Raw genomic sequence first — 26,645 nt, 5'->3', positions numbered from 1 at the left:
GTCATTCCTGCTTTCGGTCTAAACTTTGCCCTTCTGATGCAGAAGAAGACCTAGACTGCCCGCAACATGCGGGGAGCAAGGGAGCAGGCGTGACGGATCCATACGATATTCTCGGCGTTGAACGCGATGCGGACGAGGCGCAGCTGAAGGCCGCCTACCGGCGTCTGGCGAAAGTTGCCCACCCCGATTCGGGCGGTGATTCGGACGCCTTTGCCAATTTGCAGAAAGCCTATGGGCTGCTTCTCGATCCGGTCCGGCGCAAGGTCTACGACGATACCGGTTACGACGTTGAATTCGCCGATGCCGCCGAGCTGCAGGCGCTCGTGATGATCGAGAAGCTCGTCACCGACGCCGTGCTCGACGAGCGCGCGCCGGGAAGTTTCGATCCCGTCGCTGTCATGCAGGAAAGCCTTTCCGAAGAACTGCGCAAGGCCCGTTTCAGCAAGAGCGAATTGGAGCGCCACGCCTCGCGCATCGGCCTGCATCTGGAACGGCTCGAAAAGCAGTCCGGTCGCGATGTGCTTGCCCACATGTTCCGTGCCCGCATCGAAGCCATCGCCAAAGCGGTCGCGGAAACCGAGGCGAAGATCAAGGCGACCGAACGCGCCGCCGATATGCTCAGCGGCTATGTCTACGACATCGATCCGCCGCCGCTGCCGGATGCCGCGGTCACCAACATCGAATGGGTCGAGACCTCCAGAAACCGCTCCACCGGCTGACGGACGACGCGGCCGATCTTAATAGGACAGTTTCGGATACCAGTCCGGCGCCCGGCCTTCGGGCGTCGCATCGAGCACGGTCCAGAGCGGCATCAGATCAGGTGCGCCGCGCGGATCCTCGCCGGGATCGGCCGTCGCTTCGCCCATCTCCTCGCTCCAGAAATGGCGGATGGTGCCGTCGCGCCGCGTGAAGACGTTGAAGGCGGCGCCATCGCTGCCGTCGCTGCCGATCGCGCGATAGTCGCGGCTGTAATCGTCCGTCATGTCGGAGTAGAGCGGCAGGTGGTGCCAGCCGCGTTCCTTCTTGAAGGCGAGCAGCCTTTCGATCGGCGAGCGGGCGACGATCGCAAGGGCGGCGCGCTGCTGGATGTCAGGTACCTCGCCGTCCCAGGCCGACAGCAGCGAGGTGCACATTGGGCATGGGCGCTCGCGTTGTGGGCCGAACATGTAGCTGTAGACGATCAGCGTATCCTTGTCGGCGAAGAGCTCGGCAAAGGAGATCGGCCCATCGCTGCCTTCGAAGCGGTATTCTTTTGTCACCTCGCCGCCCGGCGGCAGCGCCCGGCGCTGTCTTGCCACGCGCTCGATATGACGGCGCAATTCGATCTCTTCGGCCAGCAGCGCATCGCGGGCGCTGCGATAGGCCTCGCTCTCATTCGGGAAGCGGGCGCCGTTCTTAGCCACAAGCACGGCGGCGGGTACCAGATGCCGATTATCCATGACGATTCCTCCTTCTGTTGCCGCGCGCCTCAGGCGCGCAAAGGACGTGCTGAAGCCACGACCGGGTCGCAGCACATCATTACAAGGACGATCGGCTGATGCGAAAATCGACAGAAGCCGACGGAAAATATTCGCCCCGCGCTTTGGCCGGCCCGGTGCCCGGATCGCCAAAGCCAAGCAGATCAAGATCGCGCGTTCCGAAATGCGGATCATCGAACCAGATCATGATCAGCATTGCGCCCTTCCTAGAGGACGCCGCCCCGAACTCATTTCACCGTCGGCTGCGAAACTCAGTGAACGGTGATCACCGGAATGCCAGCTTCGTCGGCGGCACGGATAAGCGCTGCTCGCGCGTCCTGCGCCGGAATTTCCCCATGAATTGCATGTCGGCACGCGCTAATCGCTATAAGGTACTCTTCTCCGTCGTCGATCGGCCAACCAACTGTCAGCATCTCGGCAGCCTGGAAAAGAGTTGCGACAATCTTGTATTTTTCCGACCCACTCACAACGAACATCAGAGGGGCGAACTCTGCGGATGTGCACCACTTCATGACATTAGGTCTCCCCACAGTAAACATATTAGTAACCGTGCAAGAACCGTTCCGTGATCTTCGCTCGCATGCCGAAGCTCGTTTTGGAGGCCGAATAAAGGAAAGGAGAATATTTCTTAAGGGGCGCTTTAGCCGCCTCGGCATCGCCAGCATCAGCATGGGCACCAGTTGGCAGGGAAACGGTCGCCGGCCTCATTGCCCGCCATGCTGAAGCCACCAAAGCCGCCGACATGCTTATACCAGGCGCCCTTCCCGGTCTTCTGCCTCCTCAGCAAACTCAAACTGCTCCGCGGCGGCATCAGCGAGCGCGGTGTGCCTCTGCAACCGGAAACATTTCATCAGCAGAGCGGCAGAAAGAGATCCCGTAGTCGCCTCCGACTCCGGCACGACAGACGCGGGACTTCCCGCTCTGTTGCCAACGCATGAGTCTCTGTTGCCAACCTACCGGAAGATTGCCTTTGACACATCGCGATAAGTAATATATCTATGCGGTTATATAGCCATGTGGTGATATATGAAAAGCAGCCTCGATGCGATTTTCTCCGCACTTTCAGATCCAACAAGGAGAGCAATTCTTGGGCGGCTTGCTCACGGCAAGGCGACCGTGGCCGAACTCGCAGATCCCTTCGAGCTGTCTCAGCCTGCCATTTCAAAGCATCTCAAGGTCCTGGAACAGGCCGGATTGATCCGCTCCGGCCGTGAAGCGACTTCGCGTCCCCGCGAACTTGAGCCGGACGCATTGAAGAAAATCTCTGATTGGATTGGCGATTACAGACGCTTCTGGGATCAGAGCTTTGATCGTCTCGATGGCTATTTGTCCAAGGTACAAGGATACGAAGATGACAAATCCGGAGACTGATACTAACAACGCCCGCGATCTGGTTTTTGTACGAAGGTTCGATGCCCCATGCGATCTCGTTTTCAGAGCATGGACCGACCCCAAAGCGCTAGCGCAATGGAGCGGTCCTCACGGCTTCAAGGCGGTGGGCGACCAGCTTGAAGTGTGGCCCGGCGGTAGACACCGCGCCTGTCTGATAGCGCCAGATGGAGAGGAGCACTGGGTTAGCGGAAAATACCTTGAAGTCAACCCTCCGCACAGGCTTGTCTTCACACATGCCTGGGAGATCGGAACCGGCGAAAAAAGCCCGGAAACAGTCGTCACCATCACGTTAAAGGAAAGCGACGGAGGAACGGAAATGACATTTCGGCAAAGTGGATTTGAAGACGCATCATCACTTAAGGGTCATGAAGGTGGTTGGTCGCAAAGCTTCGAGCGACTGGGCGTTTTTCTGGGGGCTACGTCCGAAAGGCCGGATCATGAGTAAGGCGGCGATGAAGCTTTACTATTGCGAGACGCTCAATCCTCGGAAGGCCTGCGCCGCTGCCCGTTTTCTTAAAGCCGACGTGGAGTTCATAAGGATTGACCTAGCCAGCGGAGAGCAGCGTACCACGGAATTCCTGGCTCTCAACCCGAACGGGAAAGTCCCTGTGCTGCAGGATGATGCCGGAACCTTGTGGGAAGCGAATGCCATCATGTGCCGATTGTCTGACAGAGTTGGCTCGGATTTCTGGCCGCATGACCACAGGCAGATCGACGTCCTCCGGTGGCTGAGCTGGGACGCGAGTCATTTCACCCGGCACGCGGCAGCCTTGTGGTTTGAATACTTGATCAAACCTTTGTTCGGCGGGGAGCCTGACGTCGCCGTGATCGAAGATGCGAAGACGAGCTTCCGACTACATGCTCGCGTGCTCGACGACCATTTGGCCACTAACAGCGTCGCGGTCGGGAAGACGCTGACTGTCGCAGATTTCGCATTGGCCGCTGCACTTCCTTATGCGACTTCTGCTGAGATTCCACTTTCCGAGTTTACGCATATTCAGGCGTGGTACGAACGGCTTGAACAACTAGATGCGTGGAGAAACCCTTTCCCGGCGTAACAAGGTGCGGCCGCTGTTCCGTGGTTATTATTTCCGCCCACGTTTCTACAAGTCTTGCCGGTAATTCGCGCCACAGGGCCTCGCTTCTCCGTCGCTGGAATCCCTTCCGCCATCAAACGACAAGACGAAAGCGGTGATATGCGCAAGGGCTGTAAAGCAAAAAGGGCGCTCGACCCTTGCGGGGAGCGCCCTTATCCTGTCGGACAACGAACAGTTCGACGACGTCGATACCGCGCGCATCCATTTTTCAGGCAGGGCCGGTATATGGACCTTTTGCGCCCCGGTTTCAAGGGCTATTCGGCAGGACATTGACAAGGTCCGTCAGATGGCAACTCCACTGACGGGATTGACCACCGGTCGTTCGCTCTTGTCCCCGACCCCGGCCGGCTGCACCGCCGGCGGCGCCATCGATTCTGCGTCGGCGGGCTCCGGCTTGTCGGGAACGGCGCCGACATCTTTGGGGCGCCGCTGCTCGGGCTTTACGTTTTGATCATTCGTCGACATTGTCAGTCTCCTTTCAGTGAAGAAGTCACGGCCGTCGACATGGTTCCGACGATGGCATGGAGGATTACCGATGCTTGACAGGTTTCTGCTGCAGGGGCCTCAGGATGCGCGCTTCACGATCCTTCTGGCCCATGGCGCCGGCGCGCCGATGGATTCGGCGTCGATGACAGCAGCGGCAAATGCGCTTGCCGGCGTTGGCTTCCGTGTGGCCCGCTTCGAATTCGCCTATATGGCCGCCCGCCGCACCTCGGAAGGCCGCAAGCCGCCGCCGCGCGCCGAAACGCTCAATCCCGAATATGAGGCGGCCATTGCCACGCTCGGTGCCAGCGGCCCGCTTATCATCGGCGGCAAGTCGATGGGCGGCCGGGTTGCCAGCATGATCGCCGACGATCTTTATCACAGGGGGAAGATCGCCGGCCTGCTCTGCCTCGGCTATCCCTTCCATCCGCCCGGCCAGCCGGAGAAGCTGCGCACCGCCCACCTTACCGGGCTGACGACGCCCGCCTTGATCTGCCAGGGAACGCGCGACGAATTCGGCACACGAGACGAGGTGCCGGGCTATGATCTCTCCGACAGGATCGAGATCCTCTGGCTCGAGGATGGCGACCACGACCTCAAGCCGCGCAAGACGATCTCCGGCTTCTCCAGCGCCGATCACCTCGCCACGATGGCCAAGGCGGCAAAGGCCTGGGCCGAACGATTGCCGGTTTGAGGCTCACCTTGCGATTGCCGATATCAGGCGGCAAGCTTCCTGATATCGATGCGCCGGTCAGTGGCGGAAACGGTGATTTCGAAATGGTCGGCCTGCACGACGTCCCGGATGTTGCGCGGTCTATGCGCGACGATGACCACCCCGCCCCTCAGCCGGACACTGTCATAGAGGATGCCGGCGCCACCGCTCGAGCGGACCTCTTCCCCCAGCACCTGCGACGCCGCATAGCTGGCGCCGTCATAGACATCGGGCCGCAGCAACTCTTCGCCGCGAATGTCGAGGTAATCGCCAATCAGGGTGGCCGCATAGCTTCGATAGGTGCGCGCCATCATCGCCACCCCGCGTGCGACAGCCTCGCGCCGAAGATGGTGGCCGACCTCGGCAGCGGCTGTCCTGAGATCATCGGCGGCATACCAGGCGCCGAGATCAGAGCCGTTGAACCGCATTCCTCCCGGCGCAACATGCAGGAAAGCCGCCATCACGATGCTGGCGTTTGGCGTGCCATAAACCCATTCAGCCTGGGGAAGCCGTTGGATGCGATCGGCGACGAGACGGTCGTTGGTCCAGCCGACGAGTTCCATCACCGCTTCAAGGTCGGACACCCGCGTCACCGTCTCGAAAAGCCCGATCGGTGGAAATTGCGACGGGATCAGCCGGTGTGACGGACGCGGCGCCTCTGCAAAACGATCCCTCACCGGAAGACGATGTCCGCATCTTCGTAAGGCGTGAAGGCTTCGTCGAGCCTGTTCGGCTGCATGTAGAGACCACCGCGCGCGCCGTCGAGAAACCGGCGGACGGTCATCAGCCCGTCCTGGGTTCCGCTGGTCACGATATCAAGCGGTGGATGCCCGCCGAAAACCGGCGCCTGATGCGGCGTGCGCAGCCAGGCGACGCCGGCGCGCTCATCGGCAAAAAGCACGCCGAGTGCCTGATGGATGCCGAGCACCGCCGAGATCCGGGTCAGCGTATCGACGTCAAGCGTGAAAGCGCCGTGCTCGCGCGCCTGTTTGGCCCAATTGTGGTAGGTCGACCGGGAGGGGTAACCGAGTACGAGCAGACGCTGCTCTTCCGTCAGCCCCCAGAGATCGGCGATCGCCAGGAAGGTCCGCAAGGCCGGTGCGCTTAGCCTCTTGCGATTTGCCGGCGCAAAGCGATCCATGTCCAGCCGCTGTGGCCCCTGGTCTTCCCGGTGCTCGGTGCGTCGCGCATGCTGCATAACAGCCTCCTGTCTTGAATTAGACATAGTCCAAATCTAGGCATTCGGCAACAGATTTCAAGAATTGCTCCAATGGAGCCGTCACCATAGCCCAGGCAGCAGCCGGTCGCGGACCTTGCGGCGGTATTCGGCGTAACCCGGCAGGTCTCTTGTCAGATGTTTCTCCTCGTCCAGCAGCCGCGCGACAAGTCCGGCAAAGGCAGGAGGGATGGCCAGCAGGCCCCAATAGGAACCGAGCGACAGCGGTATGCCGACGAAGAGCACCAGCGCCGCCGCATACATCGGATGGCGCACGACGCTGTAGAGCCCGCTTGAAATGACCCGCTGATCCCGGCGGATCTCGACCGTTGCCGAAGCGAAGCTGTTTTGCCGCAGCACGAGGAAGCAGCCGTAAAAGCCGGCCGCCATCAGAACATTGCCGAAAATCACGATCGGCGCCGGAACGGCCGACCAGCCGAACCGGTAATCGAGCGCCGAACCGATGAAGAGCGCGATCAGCACGATGCCGTTGAAAAGCTGAATGCGCTTCTGGGCCGGTTCCCGCTCCGCAGCCGGCCCGACATGCAGCCGCTGTTCCAGCAAGGCGCGGTCATATTTCAGGAAATAGGCCGTCGTCGCGACAATCCAGCCGCCAAAATTGAAAAGGAACAGCCAGCCCTGCCAATAGGACAGCGAGCCCGCCGCGATGAAGATCATCGCCGCAAGCACTGCGACGAATTTCACCGTCGCTTCCGTCGCCCGCCTGCCGAGACTCCTCTTCTGATCCTCCATCGGTCCGTCCTCCATTACCTCAGGAAACCTCGCCTGCCGCCTCCCGGATCGTCTGCATCAGGATCGATTGCGGCAGCGACGGCACGGCATCGGCGCGCATCGTCAATCCGACCGGCCCCTTGGTCTCGCCGGTATCGATCGGCAGAAGCGCCAGCCGCCCGTCGGCGACATCGTCGGCCACCACGCCGTGGGAAATGATCCAGATCGCGTCGTTTGCCCGGAGGAAAGCGCGGCCGAAGGAATCCGATACCGTCTCGATCTGGTTGGGCAGGCTGGCGACGCCATTGGCGATGAGAAAATTTTCGACCACCGGCCGGATGATCGAACCCCGCGTCGGCATCAGCACCGTGTAGTTGCCGAAACCTGAAAACAGCGATTGCCGGCCGTCGAGCAGCGGATGGCCGGGGCGCACGGCAAACACTACCTGTTCGGAATAAAGATGCTCGAAGGAAAAGCCGGCCATCTTCTCGGCGCCTGCCAGACGCCCGACGACGACATCGAGATCGCCGACACGAAGCTGCTCCAAGAGCACCGCATTCTCGCCGGTGACGATCTTCACCCGACTCCAGGTATTCTCCTTGAGGAAGAGCTCCATCGCCCGCGGCATGATTCGCGATGACACCGTCGGCAGCGCGCCGATCCGGATCGGCGGCGCTTCGGAAAACTGCTCCTGCGAGACGGAATCGAGACCCTGGCGCAGCGCCGTCAGCGCCGCACCAGCGTGCCGCAGGAAGACCTCGCCGTAACGGGTGATCTTGATGCCGCGGCCGTCGCGCTCGAAGACATCGACACCCAGCACCTGTTCCAGTTCGCGGATCGTCTTGGTGACCGCCGGCTGGCTGACATGCAGCAATTCGGCGGCCTTCATGACGCTCTTCTGCCGCGCCACCTCGACAAAGGTCTGCAGATGGCGAAACTTGACGCGGCTGTCGATCATCGCTCACATAACTCCGAAGTTATCGAAAAGCCTAAAAATATCATTTTACTTAACCGGATCAAACATTCAATTTCGCCTTCAGGAGGAGAATGACGTGCAATTCGCCCGCATAAACGACGTGACGATCCATTATCAGGTCATCGGTGCACCAGCCGACAGGCCGGTGATCGTCTTTACCAATTCGCTCGGGACGGATTTCCGCATCTGGCGCGACGTCGTGGTGCGGCTTGCCGGCGAATTCCCCATCGTGCTTTACGACAAGCGCGGCCACGGCCTGTCCGATGTCGGCCAGCTCCCCTCATCGATTGCGGATCATGCGACGGATCTCGCCGGCCTGCTCGATCTCTTGTCGGTCAAGAAGGCCGTCATCTGCGGCCTCTCCGTCGGCGGCCTCATCGCCCAGTCGCTCTATCAGCGCCGGCCGGACCTGGTCAGTGCCCTGATCCTGTGCGACACCGCCCATAAGATCGGCACAGCAGAGAGCTGGAACACCCGCATTGCCGCCGTCGAGAAAAACGGCATCGGCAGCATCGTCGACGCCATCATGGAGCGCTGGTTCACGCCGGCCTTCCGCCGGCCCGAAAACACCGCCTATTTAGGCTATTGCAACATGCTGACGCGTCAGCCGGTCGAAGGTTATGTCGCTGCCTGCGCCGCGATCCGCGACGCCGATTTTACCGAAACTGCAAAGACGATCACTGTCCCGACAATCTGCGTCGTCGGCGACCAGGATGGCTCGACGCCGCCCGATCTGGTGCTCTCGACCGCCAAGCTTATCCCCGACGCGCGTTATGAGGTCATCCCCAATTGCGCGCACATTCCCTGCGTCGAGCAGCCGGAAGCGCTAACGGCGGTCATCCGCGCCTTCCTCACATCCATTACGCCTGGAGAAAACAGCCCATGAACGAAACCGCGTCCTCCTCCGAGCGCTATCGCCAAGGCATGGCGACCCGCCGCACCGTGCTCGGCGACGCCCATGTCGACCGAGCCGCCGCCGCATCGACGGAGTTCGACCGTCCCTTCCAGGAATTGATCACCGAAGCCGCCTGGGGCCATGTCTGGTCGCGCCCGGCGCTGACGAAGCGCGAACGCTCGATCGTCACCATCGCTCTGCTCGCGGCGCTCGGCCAGGACGACGAGGTCGCCATGCATGTGCGCGCCACCGTCAATACGGGTGCCTCCCGTGAGGATATCTGCGAGGCGCTGCTGCATGTGGCGATCTATGCCGGCGTTCCCGCCGCCAATCACGCGATCAAGATCGCAAAGCAGACCTTCGCACAGATGGACGCCGACAAGGCGGCCTGAGGGGGAAAAATGTCCGAACGAGCAAATCGCAAACCCGAGACCGGCGCCTTCTTCGGCCGCGACCGTGCCTGGCATGCGCCGGCGCTGACCCCCGGCTACAAGACCTCCCTGCTGCGCGCGCCGCAGCGTGCGCTGCTGTCGCTCGACGGCACGGTTTCCGAAACCACCGGGCCGGTCTTCGGCCATTCGATGATCGGCGAACTCGACAACGACCTGATCCTGAATTATGCGCGCCCCGGCGAAAGCGCTATCGGCGAACGCATCATCGTCCATGGCCGGGTGCTCGACGAGCGTGCCAAGCCGGTTGCCGGCGCCCTGGTCGAGTTCTGGCAGGCCAATGCCGGCGGCCGCTATCGCCACAAGAAGGAAACCTATCTTGCGGCGATCGACCCGAATTTCGGCGGCTGCGGCCGCGCCATCACCGACGAGGAAGGCCGTTACTCTTTTCGCACCGTTCGCCCCGGCGCCTATCCCTGGCCGAACGGCGTCAATGATTGGCGGCCGGCCCATATCCATTTCTCGATCTTCGGCCACGGCTTTGCCCAGCGCCTGATCACCCAGATGTATTTCGAGGGCGATCCGATGATCTGGAAATGTCCGATCGTCGGCACGATCCCCGACAAGGCGGCGATCGAGCAGCTGATCGCGCCGCTCGACTGGGGCAACACGATCCCGATGGATTCACGCGCCTATAAATTCGATATCGTGCTGCGCGGCCGCCGCTCGACGATGTTCGAAAACAGGCTGGAGGGCAACTGACCATGCAGCAGCTCGGCTATCTCAAGGAAACCCCGTCGCAGACGGCAGGCCCCTATGTCCATATCGGCCTGACGCCGAATTTCTGCGACATAAAGGGCGTCTACGACACCGATCTCGGCATCGAGATGGTCAATGACAAGACGCTCGGCGAACGCATCACCGTCACCGGCCGAATCTTCGATGGGGCCGGCGCATTGGTGCGCGATGCCGTTATCGAGATCTGGCAGGCCGACAGCGCCGGCCTCTACAACAGCCCTTCGGAAATGCGCGGAACCGCCGATCCGAATTTCACCGGCTGGGGCCGCTGCCCGACCCGCGCCGAGGATGGCGTCTACAGCTTCGAGACCGTCAAGCCCGGCCGTGTCCCCTTCAAGGACGGCCGTAGACAAGCCCCGCACATCACCTTCTGGATCGTCGCCCGCGGCATCAATATCGGCCTGCATACGCGTATGTATTTCCCGGAAGAGACGGAGGCCAACGCCGCCGACCCGCTGCTGTCCCGCATCGAACATCGCGAGCGCGTCGCAACGATGGTCGCCACCCGCGACGGCGCAACCTGCCATTTCGACATCCATCTGCAGGGTCCCAAGGAAACGGTATTTCTCGATATCTGAGGGTCGGCATGCCGGTGGCTTGTTCGGACAGCCCTGTGCAAGTAGCCTCCCCCTCACCGGACCCTCTCCCCGAGGGGAGAGGGACGTGCCCACGCGAGATTACCTGCCCATAAAGCGCGGACGCCACCGCAGTCCCGTCCCCCCAATAGGGAGAAGGTGGCGGCAGCCGGATGAGGGGCCAGCAAAGCGAGACAATCATGACCGCATCGCCCTTCGACCACCCCTTCCTTTCCGGCCTGCTCGGCGACGGTGAAATCGCCTCCTATTTTTCCGCCGAGGCCGATATCCGCGCCATGCTCTCCTTCGAGGCCGCGCTCGCCAGGGCCGAAGCCGGCCATGGCCTCATCCCCGCCGAAGCAGCAAGGCGCATCACCGAAATCTGCGCCGCCTTCTCGCCCGATCTGGCCAGCCTTCGATCGGCAACGGCAAGGGACGGTGTCGTCATCCCCGAACTCATCAAGCAGCTGCGCACCGCTGTCGGCGAGGAGGCAGCCAAGAGTCTCCATCTCGGCGCCACCAGCCAGGATGTCATCGATACCAGCCTGATGGTCCGCCTGAAGGCCGTCGTCTTCCTGTTTGCCGGCCGGCTTTCCGCCATCCTCAAGAGGCTCGATGCGCTCGACGGCCAGTTCGGCCAAAACGGGCTGATGGGCCGTACCCGCATGCAGGCGGCGATCCCCATCACCGTCACCGATCGCCTCGAAGCCTGGCGCACGCCGCTTGCGACCTATCGCGACCGCCTGACCGAGCAGAGTTTTCCCGTCCAGTTCGGCGGTGCGGCCGGCACGCTTGATAAGCTCGGGTCGCAGGCCGCAGCCGTTCGCGCCTCGCTCGCCCAGGAGCTCGGCCTTACCGACGCAACGCAATGGCAGAGCGGGCGTCTGCCGATCGCCGATATCGCCGGCCTGTTCGCGTCGATATCGGGCAGCCTCGGTAAGATAGGCCAGGATATCGCGCTGCTCGCCCAGGCCGGCGGCGAAATCGAAATTGCCGGCGGCGGCACCTCGTCGGCGATGGCGCACAAGCAGAACCCGGTTTCCGCCGAAGTCCTGATCTCGCTCGCCCGCTTCAATGCCACTGTTCTCTCGGGCATCCACCAGTCCCTCGTCCACGAGCAGGAACGCTCAGGCGCTGCCTGGACGCTCGAATGGCTGCTGCTGCCGCAAATGACCATGGCAACCGCCGCCTCGTTGCGTCTCGCCGCGGACCTCATGGGAAATATCAACAGGCTTGGAACTGCCTGACGCCGCGCTGGCGTGCCACGATCTTGACAAAGGCATGCAGTGGATCTGGGCCTGAGGAGGCAGCAATTGTTTTTTCAATCGCGCGCAACCATCTAATAGGCATGACTTGCGGAAAACGCCCCGCCCCAGCAGCCCGTTTACCGAAAACCAACCAAACCGGCTTGCTTTCCGAAGCGAAAGCCGATTGCTTAGGAAAATCTACTTCTTCTTCCGCTAGCGGTTAGGAGAATGAAAGGGGGCGCAGGCAAACCCGTGGAATTCTACTGCTTCGCATCGGGATAAACAATGACTACGATGGCGACGCGGGAAGGCCGGTTTGAAGAACGATGACGACAGAACTGTTTCAGGTAAAATTTTGGGGCGTCCGTGGCAGTATTCCAGTGTCGGGCCCCGAGTTCGATCGCTACGGCGGTAACACTTCCTGCATCGAAATTCGCTGCGGAAAACATCGGATGATCTTCGACGCGGGCTCCGGCCTGCGCGAGGCGGGGCTTTCGTTGCTCGCCGACGGCGTCAGCGACGTGGACCTGTTCTTCAGCCACTGCCACTATGACCACATCATCGGCCTGCCCTTCTTCAAGGCGATCTATTACCCCTCGATCAACGTCAACATCTGGTCCGGCCACCTCGACGGCAAGATGAGCACGCGGGAAATGGTCGATCAGTTCATCAGCCCGCCCTGGTTTCCCGTCAAGACCGACATCTGTCAGGCGACGATGAACTTCCGCGACTTCCATCCCGGTCAGGTTCTGACCCCCCACGAAGGCATCGCGATCAAGACCTTCATGCTGAACCATCCGGGCGGCGCCATCGGCTACCGCGTCGAATGGCAGGGCCGTTCGATCGCTCTCGTCTATGACATCGAACATATTCCGGGCGCTTATGATCCGGTCTCACTGGAGATGATGCAGGACGCCGATCTCGTCGTCTACGACTGCACCTACAATGAAGACGAGATGCAGCGTTTCAAGGGCTTCGGCCATTCGACCTGGCAGCACGGCACCGAGCTTGCGAAGATGGCGGGCGCCAAGCGCTTCGCGCTCTTCCACCACGCCCCCTCGCGCACCGACGAACAGCTGGCTGAGATGGAAGCGCAGGCGCAGGCCGCCTTCCCCGAATCCTTTGCCGCCCGCGACAATCAGACCGTGGTGATCTAGCAACCCGCGAAACCTCAGCTTGCTGACGGAACAGATGTTGGATCAGGCCGTTTCCCGGCAGGTAAACCATTACGCGGGGACCAGCTATGACCGTGTTTTCCGGAAAGTGCCTTTGCGGGCAGGTGCAGATCTCTGTTCGGGGCGAACCTTTGCGCGTCGGGATCTGTCATTGCACCGACTGCAGGAAAGAAAGCGGTTCGGCCTTTACCTTTTACGGGATCTGGCCAGCCGGCCAATTCGAACATTCTGGGGAAACCGCCGAGTTCCGAGGTCGCCATTTCTGCACCGGCTGTGGTTCGCGGCTGTTTTCCGCCGATGACGAAGAGGCGGAAATCAAGCTCGGTATCCTGTCCGATGCCCCGACGCCGCTCGTGCCGCGCTACGAACTCTGGATCAAGCGCCGCGAGCCCTGGCTGCGGCCGGTAGAGGGCGCCGAGCAGCATGAGGAGGACCGAAAGTGAGCGGCGGCGGCGGAAGCTTCCCGATGTCCGCTCTCGTCCGGCATCGCTCGATCACGGTCGCAGGCATCGAGACTTTTTACCGCGAGGCCGGTCGGCCGGATGCTCCGGTCTTGCTGCTGCCGCACGGTTACCCCTGCTCGTCCTATGAATTTCGCAATCTCATGCCGCGCCTTGCCGACCGCTGGCGCCTGATTGCACCGGATTTCCCTGGCGCGGGCTATAGTGGCACGCCTGACGATTTCGACTACAGTTTCGATGGTTATGCCGCCTGGCTGCGGGCTTTTATCGACGCGGTCAATATCGACCGCTTCGTCCTCTACCTGCACGATTTCGGGTCGCCTATCGGCGCGCGGCTGGCAATCAAAGAGCCTCGGCGCATCGTGGCGCTCATCATCCAGAATGGCGACATCCCCTATGAGGATGCCCTCGGACCCAAGTATGCCGATATCGAGGCGACGTGGACGCTTCCACTATCGGAGATGAGGACGGCGCTGGCGGAAGCGGTCAGCGAGGACACCTTCAGGGATGAATTCCTCAACGATCTGCCGCCGGCTCTGGCCGGTACCATCCCGCCCGATCTCTGGACGCTGCATTGGTCGCTGACCACGCCGCGGCGCAAGGAAATCGCCATCGACCTGATCGCCGGATTGAAGGAGAACCGGGCCTGGTTTCCGGAACACCGGAAATACCTGCGGGAATACCAGCCTGCGACCTTGATCGTCTGGGGTCCCAACGACCACTACATGCCGGAAAAATCGGCGCGAGCCTATCTGCGCGATCTGCCGGATGCCGAACTGCATCTGCTGGGCGGCGGCCACTGGCTGCTCGAGACGCATCTCGATGACGTCGTCGCACTCATGCGAGACTTCCTCGGGCGCGTTCACGCCGCCTGATCTTGTTTTTACGCATGTCGTTATCGCAAAACCGCGGCACACTATTGCGCGACATGCTCAAGCAGCTCCGACGCCGATGACCAGCGGACGGCCGGATGCCGGCCCGTCACTGCAAACAAGGCCGACAGGAAGTCCCATGCGGCCGCATCGTGCACCAGATGGTGAGTGAGCACGCCGACAGGTTCCTCGCTGCCGGCAAACCGATCGCGGAGCTCCGCTACCAGGTCGGCCACCAATTCCGCCTCGCCCCGTCCGCCGCGCGTGCCGTGCCAGTCGATGATGTCGACATGGGTGTTGAGCAGCGGCACCGGGCCATCCTGCCTTGCCCGCCCATAAACCGAAAGGGCGGTAAATCCGAGGCCCGGCAGCGCCGGGATAAGACTAGCGTCGATCCGGTTCCAAGGCGGCACCAGCATCGGCAGGAAGCGGGCCGGATGCAACAGCTGCAACAGCCGGAAGCCTTCCCGCAACTCGCCGAGCACGACATCCGCCGGGCGTTCGCCGCCGAGTTCCTGCTTCTTTTTTTCCGGCCCCACATGGTTCGTATGAGACCAGCCATGCACCGCAACCGTTATGGCTGTTTCCTCCCCTAGGCGCGCGGCCAAGGCCTCGCCGGTCAGGGCGGGAATAACCGCGAGCGTCAGCGGAACGTTGCTTTCGCCCGCGAGCGCCGTCAGTGTCTCCAGTGCCGGCGTCGGTTCGACGGCATCGTCATCCCGCAGCCAGAACCGCGCCACGCGGCCGGCCGCCTGCCAGCGGTCAAGCTCGCGCCGCAAAGGCTCCCAGGCCATCTTGTCGGTCATCCCGTCGCTCCCATTCCCAGATTGTCCTGCAAAATTCCGTTCAACACTCGCGCCGCGTTGGGAAGCGAACGCTCCCTGAGCACGAAGCGCCGTGCCGCCTGCCCCATGGCGTCGCGCCTTTGCCTGTCGTCAAGCAGGGCGGCCACGGCGCCGGCATAGGCCACGACATCACCGTCCGGTGTCAGCAGGCCGGTCACGCCAGCCTCGACCACCGCGGGCACGCCCGCCGTTTCTTGCGCGACGATAGGCAGGCCGGCGGCCTGGGCTTCCAGATAGGCAAGGCCATAGGCCTCGCCGCAGCCGGGCCAGACATAGAGGCCGCCGTGTCCGAGCAACTCGGCGATCTCGACGGCATTCCGCTCGCCCAGCCATTCGACGCGGCCGGGAAGATCGGCAAACAGCGCCTGCACCTCGTGGCGCATCGGACCATCGCCGATGACGGCAAGCGTCCAGGGCCGGTCTTCGATCAGCCGCAATGCTTTTGCGAGCATCGCATAACTGTCTATCTTGTCGCCGGCCCGCATCATCGCGACCGTCATCAGCCGGCGCCGATCGGGCTCCGGCGAAATCGTTTCAAACAGCGTCGTATCGATGAAGGGTTTCAGACGAGCAAGGCGCGCCTGCGGAAAGGCGGAGGCAAGTCCTGCCTGGTCACGCTCGGTGAAGCTGATATTGACCGCCGCCTGCATGATCGCCGCGCCCACGCGCTTCTGCGACGCGGCCCAGCCGCTCGCGTTGCGTTTTGCCGCATAGGAGGCTTCGGCGGTGACATAGGGAATGGCGAATTCGGCAGAGAGGACAGGCCCGAAGGGATCGGGCGATTTGTAATAGGGGTGGTAGCAGAACCAGAGATCCGGCCGCGGCGCGGATTTCCATGCCAACCGCAGCCGCTCCAGTTCGGTGTGGACGGCGGGTTCGAGCTCCGCTGCGGCTTCCGGTGTCGAGGCATAGGCGCGGAATTCGGAAGCGACCTCGACCTCGTGTCCGGCAAGTTCCAGCGCCCGGATCAACAGCCGTGCCATCAGCCGGTCGCCTGACGGCACCGGATGGTTCGGCGATTTCATCGGCGCGTAGAAAGCCACCCGCATTGACACCTCACATAAGACAGACTGTTTACAACCGGCACTCGTGCTATCACGAAAAATTCCGCTATTGTCCCCTTCATTAAAACTTGCGCATAAGCATATGGAATGTGATCGCGATCGAAGCAATTCCGCCTCTTTCTCAATCTCTATGGGCCTGCGGTTACATCGACAAGAACGGGAATGAATGACGACGGTCTCGGCCACAGGGATTTTTTCGGAGCGTGCGATCAGAAGGGCGAGGCTCGGTTCCGGCCTCGTCATTTTCATCTTCGTCCTGCTGCATTTGTCAAACCATGCGATCGGCCTGATTTCGGTCTCCGCCGCCGATAAAGCCGCCCATCTTTTCCTGATGATCTGGCGCAATCCTCTGGGGACGACCATCTTCTATTCGGCGGTCCTCATCCATATCGCGCTGGTGCTGCGCGCCATCTATGTCAGACGCAGCCTCGTGATGCCGAAGGGGGAAATGGCGCAGATCGTGCTCGGCTTGATGATCCCGCTGCTGCTCCTCGATCATGTCATCGGCACGCGTATCGCCCACGAGTTCTACGGCTACATCGATGACTATGAGGCGGTCGTCAGCATGCTCTGGATCAGGAATCCGGCGAACGGATTGCGGCAGGGCTTCGCTGTCGTCGCCGTCTGGATCCATGGCTGCATCGGCATCCATTTCTGGTTGCGCTATCGGCCCTGGTATCCGGATTTTGCGCCCCTTCTGCTGGCGCTTGCGATCCTCGTGCCGGTGCTTTCGTTGCTCGGCTTCGTCGAAATGGGCCGAACGCTCGCCGACCCATCCTACCAACAGGCAATGACGATCAGCGCCTACAAGGAGGGCGTCAACACCCGTTACATCTCAAATCCGGAAGTTCACCGTCAGGTCGCCATGATCCGTGCCGGGCTCTACGGCGCCTTCTCGGCCTCGCTTCTGATCGTCGTCGTCGCCCGCGCCCGGCGCAAGCTGAAGGAGCGGCTTGACCAGGTCGCCGTGAATTATCCGGGCGGCGAGGTGATCCGTGTGCCGCGCGGCTTCTCGGTGCTGGAAGCAAGCCGGCTCGGCGGCTTGCCGCATTATGCCGTCTGCGGCGGCAAGGGGCAGTGCTCCACCTGCCGGGTGCAGATCCTTGGCGATTACGAAAACCTTCCGGCCCCCGACAAGATGGAACAGACGACATTGAGGCGCATCAATGCCGGCCCGGATGTCCGGCTCGCCTGCCAGCTTCGTCCGAACCACAACGTCGCGGTTGCGCCGCTTCTCGTGCCGGCGACCGAGGCCGCTCTTCCCGCCAACAGTCAGGAAACGAGCCCCGGCCGCGAGCGCGAGATCGCCGTACTCTTCGTCGATATCCGCCATTTCACCACGCTGACGGAAACCCGCCTGCCCTTCGACGTCGTCTTCCTGCTGAACCGCTATTTCGCCATAATCGGCAAGGCAGTGGAGCAGGCGGGCGGACGGCTGGACAAGTTCATCGGCGACGGCGCCATGGCGCTGTTCGGCCTCAACACCGCGCCGGAGGAAGCCTGCCGCCAGGCGCTCAACGCAGCAGCAGCGATCGTCGCCGAGATCGAGAAACTCGCCGCAGAGCTCGCCGACGAACTGGCGCTGCCGCTGCGCATCGCCATCGGCATTCACACCGGCCCGGCCGTCGTCGGCACGATGGGATATGGGCGGGTGCGCAGCATGACGGCGATCGGCGATACCGTGAATGTGGCGAGCCGGCTCGAGACCGCCGCCAAGGAATTCGAAGCGGCAATCGTCATCTCCGAGCCGGTGGCGAACCTTTCGGGTGCTGATCTCGCCGGCATCGAAAGCCGTGAAATCAGCGTGCGCGGCCGGGCCTTGCCCTTGAAAGTCTACGTCATTCCGAGAGAGAAAGCGGCAGAACCGCTCGAAGGAAAAGACTGATGCCCGGCAAGCCCTGGCTGACCGCCAAATATTGGAGCCGTCGCCTGCGCAAGGCGCGCAATGCCGCCGCTTCGCGCTTCTTCGACACCCGCTTCGGCCGTCGCCTGCTGATCGAGAATATCGGCCCGCGCGTCGTCTCGATGACGGTCGACGCCGGCGACCATCGGATGACCTTCTCGCCCGCCGACTATATCGGCCGCAAGGTCTTCCGGAAGGGCCATTTCGAGCGCGAGGCCGTCGACCGGCTCATCGTCATCTTGCGCGAGCGCGGCCTGCTCAGAAAGGATGCGACGCTGCTGGAGATCGGCGGCAACATCGGCACCCAGACCGTCTATTTCGCGTTGAGCGATACTTACAGCAAGATCGTCAGCATCGAGCCCGACCCGCGCAATTTCCCGCTGCTTGCCCTCAACATTCGCCAGAACCGGCTGGAGGAGAAGGTCCGGCTCGTCAATTGCGCCGCCGGCGAGAGCGAAGGCGAGATCGACTTTTTTCTCAACCTCAACAATCACGGCAAGAGCAGCGCCATCCGCCAGAGCCCGACGGACAAGAAGATCAGCGTGCCGGTAAAGCCGGTTTCCGAGATCCTTGCCGGCCTTTCGATCGACCCGGCCGCGATCGGCCTCGTCTGGATGGATATCGAGGGTTACGAGCCGGTCGCCTGCCGGTCGATGCAACCTCTGCTTGCCCGCCGCGTTCCGCTCTACATGGAGTTCACGCCGCTCTTCTACGGCCCGGAAGGAACGAAAGCCTTCGTATCAATGCTGTCGGGATTCTACGAGGATTGCCTCGTCCTCTTCGAGGACCGTGAGGAGGAGATGAAGGTGCGGGATCTGCCGGGCGAGTTCGATCAGTACAACGTGCTGTTCTTGCCGTAGGCTTCCTTCCGGAAAACTGATCGTTGGCGCCTACCGTGCGGCCCCCTCATCCGACCCTGCGGGCCACCTTCTCCCCGTTGGGGAGAAGGGATAGCAAGTCGTTCCGACACTGCCAAACGAACCCGCCTGCTCAATCGCACTCCGTCCAATGGGGCGATGACGAAGCGGCATTCTCCCGTTCATTGCCCTTTGCTCCCGCTGTTGCGGATGGTCATGCTCTAGGCAAAGACCTCTGCGCTTCGTTCCGGACGCAGCGGATCCGTCCCGAACTTGTTCGGACCTTCCGTGCCCGGAAGCACGGAAATAACAATGATCGCCGGGACTGTGACCAGAGCGGCATAGGGAACAAAGCTCAGGACAACCAGCGCAAGATACCACCAACCGGAAATGTTGCGGTCATGGAACCGGCGCACCTGCAGGGATATCACCGACAAAAGGATTGCAAGCGTAAACAACAACCAGGCGACCACGGCAAATGAAGCCGGTGACGCGGCGCCCAAGCCCCCACTGAAAAGGATGGCGAGGATACCCGCCAGAATTGCAATAGGGAACAGCGCCAACACATAAAACAGCACGAACCACCAATATTCCGACCGAGAAGCCCTGCCGGAAAAGGTTGCGTATTTCTGCTTCAGAACAGTCCGAACAGCTTCAGTAAAACCCATTGAAATGCCCCCATTTCTGCTTGGTGCAAGCACGGTGATCCACTGTCTCACCATCGTCTTGCTTGATAGTCATTCAGATGAAAACAGCTACAATTCAAACGTAGAAATTGCACTAAGTGGGTTGCATCCGCTCCTTATTTTAAAAGCAATGATTAACGCGTTGAGATTTTCACCGCGAGGATTACGAGGTGGACGAAGGTCCTTGATCTGCTGGGGGAAATTCCACCCTGCGTGCTGTTTCTGCCTTACGCGACCGACTGCATGACCAGCGATTGATGGCAGTGCACGCCGGCGAGCACGCCTGAGGCGGAGGCGAGGGTGGCGTTGTGCATGGCGCTTGCCGCATCGCCGGCGGCAAAGACACCCTTGACGGTGGTTTCCTTGTTATCGGCGATCCGGATGATCGGCCCAAACGGGCCGTCGTCGAAGGCGCAGTCGAGCTGTTCGGCAACAGGGCTCGCCATCGTCGTTTTCGGCGCGACGAACAGGGCGTCCAGCGGCACGACGCGGCCATCGGCGAGGCGAACCGCCTCAAGCTTCGGATTGTCGCCCAACAATTCCACGATAGGGCTGCGTTCGATCCGGACACCCCGGGCAGTCAGCCGCACCAGTTGCTCTTCGTCGGGTTCAAAGAGCGCCTGGGTGAAAAAGGTCGTTGCTCCCCAGTCGGGAATCATCATGGCCGAATGGGCCGAATGCGGATGGTTTGCGAGAACGCCGAGCTTGCCGCCGCTGACCTCATAACCGTGGCAATAGGGGCAGTGCAGCGCGGAGCGGCCCCACCGATCCCGCAGTCCGGAGATCTCGGGCAGCGTGTCGCTGACGCCGGTTGCGAGCACGATGCGCGCAGCTCGTTCTTCGCCGCTGTCTTCGGTGCCGACGATGAATGCGTCACCATCCCTCTGTGCCCGGACGACTTTCCCGTCGCGGATGGTGATGGTCGCATAGAGTGAAAGCTGCCGTTTTCCCTCCCGCATGATCGCTGCCGGCGTCTGGCCGTCCTGGCCGAGGAAACCATGCGATGCTTCAGAAAACCGGTTGCGCGGCGCGCCGGCGTCGACGAGCAGCACGCGCCGCCGCGCCCTGGCAAGCTGCATGGCTGCCGACAGGCCGGCAAAATTTCCGCCGATGACGATGACTTCGTAGGACATGAAACTCTCCTTTGGCTCTACCGATCATGGATCATCATAAGTTACATGAAGAGGCGCGGTCAAGTATCACGTCACTTGTCTTGTTACGATTGATTTGTCATAATGCCCCGTCCGACCGACAGGAAGAAAACCATGCGCAATGACAGCCGCCTTTCACGCATGCTGCACGTGCTGATCCACATGGATAGGCACCAGCACTCGGCGACCTCCGAAATGATTGCCAAAATGCTGAACACCAATCCGGTGGTCGTGCGCCGCACTATGGCCGGCCTTCGCGAACAGGGCTACGTCCGCTCCGAAAAGGGCCATGGCGGCGGCTGGACGCTGGTGCGTCCCTTATCGGAAATCACCCTGCTCGACGTCTACCGCGCCATCGGTGAGCCGCATCTCTTCGCCATCGGCCCAGCCGACGATCAGCCGCAATGCCTGGTGGAACAGGCCGTGAATATCGCCCTCGGCGACGCGATGAAGGAAGCCCAGTCCCTGCTCCTGCAGCGGCTGGGCAGCGTGACGCTGGACGAAATCGCTACCGACTTCGAGGCAAAACTCACTGCGCGCCAGGCCGCAGGCTATTCCTGCGCTTCATGAGCGGAGATCATGTCCTGCGATAGAGAAAATACCGCCCTTCCTTGATCCCCTCCGGCAGCGGCAGCGCCACCAGCTCGGGATGCTCCAGCGGCAGGCCGCTGACGGCGATGCCGTTTTGGGCGAGCACGCCGGCCATCAGTTGCGGCAGCCAGGTCAGCGTCACGGCGTCGATCTCGTCGTGGCCGGTGCCGATATCGGCATGGGCAAGGGCTGCGCCGATGCCGACAAAGGCCTGGCCGGATTCGCGGATGTTGCCGGTCACCATGTCTTCGGCCTCCGGTGTCGAGGCCGAATAGGAGCGCACCTCCCAATCGAAGGCGACGATGCGCCGGCCGGGGAAGTTTTCGCGCAGGTGATCATAGGTGCGGCCGTTGCCGAGGCCGAACTCCAGCACCGGGCCTTCGATTTCCCCGACCAGATCGACGATCGAGTTCAGAATGTCGCGTTGAGCCGTCAACCGGCGAATGAAGCTGTCGAGGCGGCTCATCTAATCCGTATCCGTCATGAAAATCGTGTGGGCGTGCTAACACATGAAACCGCGCCAAGTCGATTGCCGTATATGGGAAATGGCGTTGCAGTGGCAACATGGGTCTGTGCTAAGCTCGATGATATGAAAACAGTGACCGATGAAGATTTCTTTGCCGAAGTGCCGCTCTTCAGCGAATTCGAGGGCGTGACCGACGCCGCCAACTACCGGCCGCTGCCGGACGGATGGGTGCTGGCGCTGGCCGACATCGTCGGCTCGACGCAGGCGATCGCCAGCGGCCGTTACAAGGACGTCAACATGGCGGGCGCCAGCGTCATTTCGGCGGTCTTGAATGGCGTCGGCAAGGGCGATTATCCCTTCGTCTTCGGCGGCGACGGCGCGCTGATCGCGCTGCCCGGTTCGCTGGAGAAGGCGGCGCGCGATGCACTTGCCGCCGTGCAGGTCTGGGTTGAGGAAGATCTGAACCTGATGCTGCGCATCGCCATTGTGCCGGTCGCCGACACTCGCGCCGAGGGCCTCGACGTCCGCGTCGCGCGTTACGCCGCAAGTCCTTACGTGACCTACGCGATGTTCTGGGGCGGCGGCACCAGCTGGGCCGAAAGACAGATGAAGCTCGGCCGTTACGGCGTTGAGCGGGCAGCTGCGGGAACGCGCCCGGATCTCACCGGCCTCTCCTGTCGCTGGAGCCCGATCGACGCACGCAACGGTGAGATCGTCTCGATCATCGCGATTCCCGGCGAAGGCCGGCCGGGCGAAGAATTCCGCGATCTCGTCAACGGCATCGTCGCCATTACCACCGAGCAGAACCGGGACAGCCATCCGGTGCCGGCGGATGGCCCCAACCTTGCCTTCTCGCTGCACGGCATCAATCGCGAAGCCAAGGCCACCGCGCCGGCAGGCCGGCGACTGCGGCAGAAACTCATCATCTTCCTGCAGCTCGCGATCACGGTCGTGTTCTACAGGCTCGGAATTCCGCTCGGCAGATTCGACGCCCGCCGCTACAAACGCGACGTCGCCGGCAATTCCGATTTCCGCAAGTTCGACGACGGGCTGAAGATGACGGTCGACGTCGATGCCGAACATCTGAAACGGATCGAGACGCTGCTGGACGGGGCACGCGCCAAGGGCATTGCCCGCTACGGTCTGCATCGGCAGACGTCGGCGCTGATGACCTGCTTCGTGCCGACGCCGATTTCACGCGACCATGTGCATTTCATCGACGGGGCGGCGGGCGGTTATGCCGTGGCCGCAAGCCAGATGACCGGCAAGTCTTTTTCAAGCATTTCCGTCACGCCTTGATCACATGACCGGCCGAGAGGCCGAGCCGGTTGAAGACGTTGCGCGTGTCGACGATCAGCGCCGCGCTTTTCGACAGCGCCGCATAATCCACTTGGTCGTGGTCGGTCGCGACCAGCACCGCATCGTAGCCGGCGATGGCATCAGGCGTCAGCGCCACCGATCTGCGGCCCTTCAGCGCCTGGTATTCGCGCGTTGGCGGGATCTCGGCGACGAAGGGATCGTGGTAATCCGCCCGTCCGCCGCGCTCCTCGATGATCTCGATCAGCCGCAGCGACGGGCTCTCTCTTATATCGGCGACGTTCTTCTTGTAGGCGAGCCCGAGCACCAGCACCCGGCTGCGGCTCAGCGCCTTGCCGGCGCGGATGTCGAGCGCTTCAGCAAGCTTGCCGACGACATAACGCGGCATTGCCGAATTGATCTCGCCGGCCAGCTCGATGAAGCGGGTCGGCAGCTCGTATTCGCGCGATTTCCAGGTGAGATAGAAGGGGTCGATCGGGATGCAATGGCCGCCAAGGCCGGGGCCGGGATAGAAGGGCATATAGCCGAAGGGCTTGGTCTTGGCCGCGTCGATCACTTCCCAGACGTCGATGCCCATGGCCGCATAGACGGTCTTCAGCTCGTTGACGAGGGCGATGTTGACCGACCGGAAGATGTTCTCGGTGAGCTTCACGGCCTCGGCCGTCGCATTCGAGGAGACCGGAACGACGGTCGACACCGCCGCACCGTAGAAGGCCTTCATCAGCGCCAGCGCCTCGGCCCCGTCGCCGGCGACGACCTTCGGGATGGTGGCGGTATGATAATGCTGATTGCCGGGATCCTCGCGCTCCGGCGAGAAGCCGACGAAGAAGTCCGAGCCGGATTTCAGGCCGTCCCTTTCGAGAATGACCTTCACCACGTCATCGGTCGTGCCGGGATAGGTGGTCGATTCCAGCACGACGAGCTGACCGGGGCGCAGATGCGCGGCGATCGAGCGAGACGTCGCCTCGACGAAGGAGAGGTCGGGATCGCGATGCTTCGTCAGCGGCGTCGGCACGCAGATGATGATGACGTCGCAATCGACAAGGCCAGCGAAATCGGTCGTCGCCTTGAATCGGTCCGCATCGATCTCGGCGGACAGCGCCTCGTCGCTCACCGCGTCGATATAGGAGCGGCGGGCATCGAGCGCCACCATCTTGCCGGGATCGATGTCGAAGCCGGTGACGGCAAAGCCGCTGCGCGCCACCGCGATCGCCAGCGGCAGGCCGACATAACCGAGCCCGATAATGCCGGCGCGGGCGGTACGGGTTTCGATCTTCTGCAAAAGCATATCGAAGGGGGAGATGGCCAAGGCGGGATCTTTCAAACGGGAAATTCAAGACGCTGATCTAATGCATGATCAGGGCAAATTAAACCCGGACGTGGATCTTCCTATTATCGCTGGCGATGCTGCTGTCCGTTTTGCCCCCATGGCTACCTCCCTCACCCCGCTGCCGTTACTCACCGTCGGAGCAGGGTGTGGCCGAAATGACTCGCCCAGCCCCTTCGCTGCAACTTGAGCGCACAAAAAATTCCAGATCCCATTGTTTCGCATTTGCAGCATCCCTATTTTGACTTTTGATAATGAACCACCTGGAAAGGACTACCCGTCCGATCCCCGGCATGGGGAGCTGAGGGGCGCTGCTGCCGCGCTTCGGCAGATCGTTGACACAATAATACCGCTCGTACATCCTGATTTCCCTGTGACCTGCGCATGAAAATGTGCCGGCCGAGGGACTTTTGGCTCTTGGGGATGGCGTGCTTTATGAGGATCATACCGAGAATGAGCACGATCGAATCCAGCGTGTCCTCCATCTTGTTGGACCGGGTCGCTGAATGGCTGACGAACTCATCGCTGGCCGGAGACGAGCTTGAAAACATCGTGCGCGGTTTCTGCGAAAGGCTCACCGCTGCGGGCCTGCCGCTTGCGCGCGTGCATCTTTCCTTCTCGATGCTGCATCCGCTCTACGATGCGCTGAGCTTCACCTGGCGGCGCGCCAGCGGCGTGACCATCGAGGGCTTCCGCATGCCCGCCGGGCAAAAGCCGGACCGCTTCCTGCAGAGCCCTTATTATTACCTGCTAGACAACAATCTGCAGCACATCCGCCGCCGGCTGATGCAGGATGGGCCGAACGAATTTCCCATTTTCGAGGACCTGCGCAAGGACCTCATCACCGATTACCTGGCCTTCGTGCAGCCCTTCGGCGACGGCTCGGTGCAGGGCATGATGGGCTCCTGGTCGACGGACCATAATACCGGCTTTTCCGACGACATGATCGATGCGCTGCTCAGGATGCAGAACCATCTGGCGGTTGCCGCCAAGATGGCGGTGCTCGGCAAGCTCGCCAACAACATGCTGACCACCTATCTCGGCGGCGACGCCGGCAAACGGGTGCTGAACGGCCAGATCCGTCGCGGCGACGGTGAGACGATCCGCGCAGCCCTCGTCATGGGCGACATGCGCGAATCCACCATGTACGCCGAAAAGGAAGGCCGGCAGGCCTATATCGACACGCTGAACCAGTTCTTCGATGCCATAGCCGCCCCCTTCAACCGCAATGGCGGCGAAATCCTGAGCTTCCTTGGCGACGGCTTCCTCGCCGTCTATCCCTGCGGGCGCCACAAGGACCCATCGAAAATTGCCTGCGAAGCAGCCCTTTCGGCCGTCCATCAGGCGCAGGCGCGGGTCGCCGAACTCAACCGGGACCGCGAACAGAAAGGCCTGACCAGAGTCGGCTACGGCATCGGCCTGCATGTCGGCAACGTCATGTTCGGCAATGTTGGCCTCAAGGACCGCCTGACCTTCTCCGCCTTCGGCTCGGCGGTCAACGAGGTTCAGCGTTTGCAGATCCTGACCAAGAAATACGGCCGCGAGGTCGTCGCCAGCCAGGCGTTCGCCGGTTATTGCGGCGGCGAATGGACGACGCTCGGCGAAGAGAAGCTGCGCGGCATCCGCCAGAAAGTGACGGTGCTGCAGCCGCGCGCGCCCGCCCCTGAAATCAATGTCGACGAAAGCTTCCGCGAGGCCGTGCAGAACGGACTTTCCGAGGCCGAGCAGGTCATTCTCCTGCATCGCGACGCCAAGAAACAGGTCAAGCGCACCAGCATGGAGAAATTCATCCAGTAAAACGCCAAGACCCCGCCATGAATCTGCTTGTTTCGCCTCAGGGAACTTTGGCGGGACGCGGCAGTTTTCCTGTGATTGTCATCTGCTAGACACCCCGTTTGCGGTACGATAGTGTGCCTTAACGGGAACACAGAAGACTGGGG

General features: G+C 61.8%; 32 protein-coding genes. 18 read left to right on the top strand and 14 right to left on the bottom strand.

Annotation, left to right across the window (positions count from 1 at the left end; translation table 11 throughout):
- Positions 1–89 precede the first annotated feature (89 nt).
- A complete protein-coding gene (locus NE851_RS03080) occupies positions 90–719 on the top strand; it encodes a J domain-containing protein (RefSeq protein ID WP_028756049.1) in 630 nt (209 codons plus the stop codon).
- 18 nt (positions 720–737) lie between these two features.
- On the opposite strand, the gene NE851_RS03075 is transcribed toward NE851_RS03080, so the two are convergent.
- The 3 genes from NE851_RS03075 to NE851_RS03065 all read right to left on the bottom strand — a co-directional run bounded on the left by NE851_RS03075 (position 738) and on the right by NE851_RS03065 (position 1,990).
- Positions 738–1,439, bottom strand: a complete 702-nt coding sequence (locus tag NE851_RS03075) for a DUF899 family protein (protein ID WP_028757207.1) — start codon at positions 1,437–1,439, stop codon at positions 738–740.
- Positions 1,440–1,518: 79 nt separating this feature from the next.
- Positions 1,519–1,674, bottom strand: coding sequence for a hypothetical protein (locus NE851_RS03070; RefSeq protein ID WP_174824428.1), 156 nt, complete (start codon positions 1,672–1,674; stop codon positions 1,519–1,521).
- Positions 1,675–1,729: 55 nt separating this feature from the next.
- Positions 1,730–1,990 carry a DUF982 domain-containing protein gene (locus NE851_RS03065; protein WP_183844776.1) on the bottom strand — a complete coding sequence of 87 codons (261 nt, stop codon included), beginning with the start codon at positions 1,988–1,990 and terminating at the stop codon, positions 1,730–1,732.
- Positions 1,991–2,504: 514 nt separating this feature from the next.
- On the opposite strand from NE851_RS03065, the gene NE851_RS03060 reads away from it, so the two are divergent.
- Genes NE851_RS03060 through NE851_RS03050 form a run of 3 tightly spaced genes read left to right on the top strand, consistent with a single transcriptional unit; the run spans position 2,505 to position 3,928 of the window.
- Entirely contained in the window at positions 2,505–2,849 is a 345-nt protein-coding gene (locus NE851_RS03060) for an ArsR/SmtB family transcription factor (RefSeq protein ID WP_028756051.1), read from the top strand.
- Positions 2,830–3,315 (top strand): SRPBCC family protein, encoded by a 486-nt coding sequence (locus tag NE851_RS03055; protein WP_183844775.1) that lies wholly within the window; start codon positions 2,830–2,832, stop codon positions 3,313–3,315. The genes NE851_RS03060 and NE851_RS03055 overlap by 20 nt, the downstream gene beginning before the upstream one ends.
- Positions 3,308–3,928: a glutathione S-transferase family protein gene (locus NE851_RS03050; RefSeq protein ID WP_028757559.1), complete on the top strand. Its 621-nt coding sequence runs from the start codon at positions 3,308–3,310 to the stop codon at positions 3,926–3,928. Before NE851_RS03055 ends, NE851_RS03050 begins: the two co-directional genes overlap by 8 nt.
- A gap of 321 nt (positions 3,929–4,249) precedes the next feature.
- Here the strand turns inward: NE851_RS03050 and NE851_RS03045 are convergent, their stop codons facing one another.
- Positions 4,250–4,432 (bottom strand): hypothetical protein, encoded by a 183-nt coding sequence (locus tag NE851_RS03045; RefSeq protein WP_028756053.1) that lies wholly within the window; start codon positions 4,430–4,432, stop codon positions 4,250–4,252.
- 70 nt (positions 4,433–4,502) lie between these two features.
- Between NE851_RS03045 and NE851_RS03040 the strand changes: the two genes are divergently transcribed.
- The gene (locus NE851_RS03040) at positions 4,503–5,144 is read left to right on the top strand and encodes an alpha/beta hydrolase family protein (RefSeq protein ID WP_028756054.1); all 642 of its coding nucleotides are present in this window, start codon (positions 4,503–4,505) and stop codon (positions 5,142–5,144) included.
- A 23-nt stretch (positions 5,145–5,167) separates the two neighbouring features.
- Here the strand turns inward: NE851_RS03040 and NE851_RS03035 are convergent, their stop codons facing one another.
- The 4 genes from NE851_RS03035 to pcaQ all read right to left on the bottom strand — a co-directional run bounded on the left by NE851_RS03035 (position 5,168) and on the right by pcaQ (position 8,068).
- Positions 5,168–5,839: an RES family NAD+ phosphorylase gene (locus NE851_RS03035; protein WP_028757560.1), complete on the bottom strand. Its 672-nt coding sequence runs from the start codon at positions 5,837–5,839 to the stop codon at positions 5,168–5,170.
- Positions 5,836–6,360: an MbcA/ParS/Xre antitoxin family protein gene (locus NE851_RS03030; protein WP_183844774.1), complete on the bottom strand. Its 525-nt coding sequence runs from the start codon at positions 6,358–6,360 to the stop codon at positions 5,836–5,838. The genes NE851_RS03035 and NE851_RS03030 overlap by 4 nt, the downstream gene beginning before the upstream one ends.
- A gap of 81 nt (positions 6,361–6,441) precedes the next feature.
- Positions 6,442–7,131, bottom strand: a complete 690-nt coding sequence (locus NE851_RS03025) for a methyltransferase family protein (RefSeq protein ID WP_047614815.1) — start codon at positions 7,129–7,131, stop codon at positions 6,442–6,444.
- 19 nt (positions 7,132–7,150) lie between these two features.
- A complete protein-coding gene (pcaQ, locus tag NE851_RS03020) occupies positions 7,151–8,068 on the bottom strand; it encodes a pca operon transcription factor PcaQ (RefSeq protein ID WP_028757563.1) in 918 nt (305 codons plus the stop codon).
- Between the two features lie 94 nt (positions 8,069–8,162).
- Here pcaQ and pcaD point away from each other — a divergent pair, with 94 nt between their 5' ends.
- From pcaD to NE851_RS02980, 8 genes are all read left to right on the top strand, one after another.
- Positions 8,163–8,972 carry a 3-oxoadipate enol-lactonase gene (gene pcaD, locus NE851_RS03015; protein WP_183844773.1) on the top strand — a complete coding sequence of 270 codons (810 nt, stop codon included), beginning with the start codon at positions 8,163–8,165 and terminating at the stop codon, positions 8,970–8,972.
- Entirely contained in the window at positions 8,969–9,373 is a 405-nt protein-coding gene (pcaC, locus tag NE851_RS03010; RefSeq protein WP_028757479.1) for a 4-carboxymuconolactone decarboxylase, read from the top strand. The genes pcaD and pcaC overlap by 4 nt, the downstream gene beginning before the upstream one ends.
- Positions 9,374–9,382: 9 nt before the next feature.
- A complete protein-coding gene (gene pcaH / locus NE851_RS03005) occupies positions 9,383–10,132 on the top strand; it encodes a protocatechuate 3,4-dioxygenase subunit beta (RefSeq protein WP_028757480.1) in 750 nt (249 codons plus the stop codon).
- Positions 10,133–10,134: 2 nt separating this feature from the next.
- Positions 10,135–10,746: a protocatechuate 3,4-dioxygenase subunit alpha gene (pcaG, locus tag NE851_RS03000; protein ID WP_028756260.1), complete on the top strand. Its 612-nt coding sequence runs from the start codon at positions 10,135–10,137 to the stop codon at positions 10,744–10,746.
- Positions 10,747–10,943: 197 nt separating this feature from the next.
- Positions 10,944–11,990: a 3-carboxy-cis,cis-muconate cycloisomerase gene (locus NE851_RS02995; RefSeq protein ID WP_183844772.1), complete on the top strand. Its 1,047-nt coding sequence runs from the start codon at positions 10,944–10,946 to the stop codon at positions 11,988–11,990.
- A gap of 326 nt (positions 11,991–12,316) precedes the next feature.
- Positions 12,317–13,147, top strand: coding sequence for an MBL fold metallo-hydrolase (locus NE851_RS02990; RefSeq protein ID WP_028756262.1), 831 nt, complete (start codon positions 12,317–12,319; stop codon positions 13,145–13,147).
- A gap of 86 nt (positions 13,148–13,233) precedes the next feature.
- Positions 13,234–13,608, top strand: coding sequence for a GFA family protein (locus NE851_RS02985; RefSeq protein WP_168332386.1), 375 nt, complete (start codon positions 13,234–13,236; stop codon positions 13,606–13,608).
- A gap of 23 nt (positions 13,609–13,631) precedes the next feature.
- Entirely contained in the window at positions 13,632–14,501 is an 870-nt protein-coding gene (locus NE851_RS02980; protein ID WP_168332385.1) for an alpha/beta fold hydrolase, read from the top strand.
- Between the two features lie 41 nt (positions 14,502–14,542).
- Here the strand turns inward: NE851_RS02980 and NE851_RS02975 are convergent, their stop codons facing one another.
- Together NE851_RS02975 and NE851_RS02970 are read right to left on the bottom strand one after the other, a co-directional pair.
- On the bottom strand, positions 14,543–15,304 hold the full coding sequence (locus NE851_RS02975; protein ID WP_183844771.1) for a polysaccharide deacetylase family protein: 762 nt from the start codon (positions 15,302–15,304) through the stop codon (positions 14,543–14,545).
- Positions 15,301–16,392 carry a glycosyltransferase family 4 protein gene (locus tag NE851_RS02970; protein ID WP_168332383.1) on the bottom strand — a complete coding sequence of 364 codons (1,092 nt, stop codon included), beginning with the start codon at positions 16,390–16,392 and terminating at the stop codon, positions 15,301–15,303. The genes NE851_RS02975 and NE851_RS02970 overlap by 4 nt, the downstream gene beginning before the upstream one ends.
- A gap of 181 nt (positions 16,393–16,573) precedes the next feature.
- On the opposite strand from NE851_RS02970, the gene NE851_RS02965 reads away from it, so the two are divergent.
- Both NE851_RS02965 and NE851_RS02960 read left to right on the top strand, forming a co-directional pair.
- Positions 16,574–18,292 carry an adenylate/guanylate cyclase domain-containing protein gene (locus NE851_RS02965; RefSeq protein ID WP_063475966.1) on the top strand — a complete coding sequence of 573 codons (1,719 nt, stop codon included), beginning with the start codon at positions 16,574–16,576 and terminating at the stop codon, positions 18,290–18,292.
- Complete coding sequence (locus NE851_RS02960; protein ID WP_168332382.1) at positions 18,292–19,170, top strand: FkbM family methyltransferase; 879 nt, start codon at positions 18,292–18,294, stop codon at positions 19,168–19,170. Before NE851_RS02965 ends, NE851_RS02960 begins: the two co-directional genes overlap by 1 nt.
- 218 nt (positions 19,171–19,388) lie before the next feature.
- Here NE851_RS02960 and NE851_RS02955 read toward each other — a convergent pair whose 3' ends face one another.
- Both NE851_RS02955 and NE851_RS02950 read right to left on the bottom strand, forming a co-directional pair.
- Positions 19,389–19,835 (bottom strand): DUF805 domain-containing protein, encoded by a 447-nt coding sequence (locus NE851_RS02955; RefSeq protein WP_168332381.1) that lies wholly within the window; start codon positions 19,833–19,835, stop codon positions 19,389–19,391.
- A 245-nt stretch (positions 19,836–20,080) separates the two neighbouring features.
- Positions 20,081–20,986 carry an NAD(P)/FAD-dependent oxidoreductase gene (locus NE851_RS02950; RefSeq protein WP_168332380.1) on the bottom strand — a complete coding sequence of 302 codons (906 nt, stop codon included), beginning with the start codon at positions 20,984–20,986 and terminating at the stop codon, positions 20,081–20,083.
- Between the two features lie 132 nt (positions 20,987–21,118).
- Here NE851_RS02950 and NE851_RS02945 point away from each other — a divergent pair, with 132 nt between their 5' ends.
- Positions 21,119–21,574 (top strand): Rrf2 family transcriptional regulator, encoded by a 456-nt coding sequence (locus NE851_RS02945; protein WP_183844770.1) that lies wholly within the window; start codon positions 21,119–21,121, stop codon positions 21,572–21,574.
- A 7-nt stretch (positions 21,575–21,581) separates the two neighbouring features.
- Here the strand turns inward: NE851_RS02945 and NE851_RS02940 are convergent, their stop codons facing one another.
- Positions 21,582–22,061: a class I SAM-dependent methyltransferase gene (locus NE851_RS02940; RefSeq protein ID WP_028755871.1), complete on the bottom strand. Its 480-nt coding sequence runs from the start codon at positions 22,059–22,061 to the stop codon at positions 21,582–21,584.
- Between the two features lie 72 nt (positions 22,062–22,133).
- Here NE851_RS02940 and NE851_RS02935 point away from each other — a divergent pair, with 72 nt between their 5' ends.
- Positions 22,134–23,360: a DUF3095 domain-containing protein gene (locus NE851_RS02935; protein WP_183844769.1), complete on the top strand. Its 1,227-nt coding sequence runs from the start codon at positions 22,134–22,136 to the stop codon at positions 23,358–23,360.
- Here NE851_RS02935 and NE851_RS02930 read toward each other — a convergent pair.
- Positions 23,350–24,687: a nucleotide sugar dehydrogenase gene (locus tag NE851_RS02930; RefSeq protein ID WP_168332378.1), complete on the bottom strand. Its 1,338-nt coding sequence runs from the start codon at positions 24,685–24,687 to the stop codon at positions 23,350–23,352. The two genes, NE851_RS02935 and NE851_RS02930, sit on opposite strands and share 11 nt — an antisense overlap.
- Positions 24,688–25,158: 471 nt before the next feature.
- Between NE851_RS02930 and NE851_RS02925 the strand changes: the two genes are divergently transcribed.
- Positions 25,159–26,502 carry an adenylate/guanylate cyclase domain-containing protein gene (locus NE851_RS02925; protein ID WP_183844768.1) on the top strand — a complete coding sequence of 448 codons (1,344 nt, stop codon included), beginning with the start codon at positions 25,159–25,161 and terminating at the stop codon, positions 26,500–26,502.
- The last annotated feature ends 143 nt before the right edge of the window (positions 26,503–26,645 follow it).

Origin of the sequence: Rhizobium anhuiense bv. trifolii, assembly GCF_024346605.1 — a bacterium.
Taxonomy (GTDB): domain Bacteria; phylum Pseudomonadota; class Alphaproteobacteria; order Rhizobiales; family Rhizobiaceae; genus Rhizobium; species Rhizobium anhuiense.
This window is presented reverse-complemented; position numbering and strand designations above follow the sequence as displayed.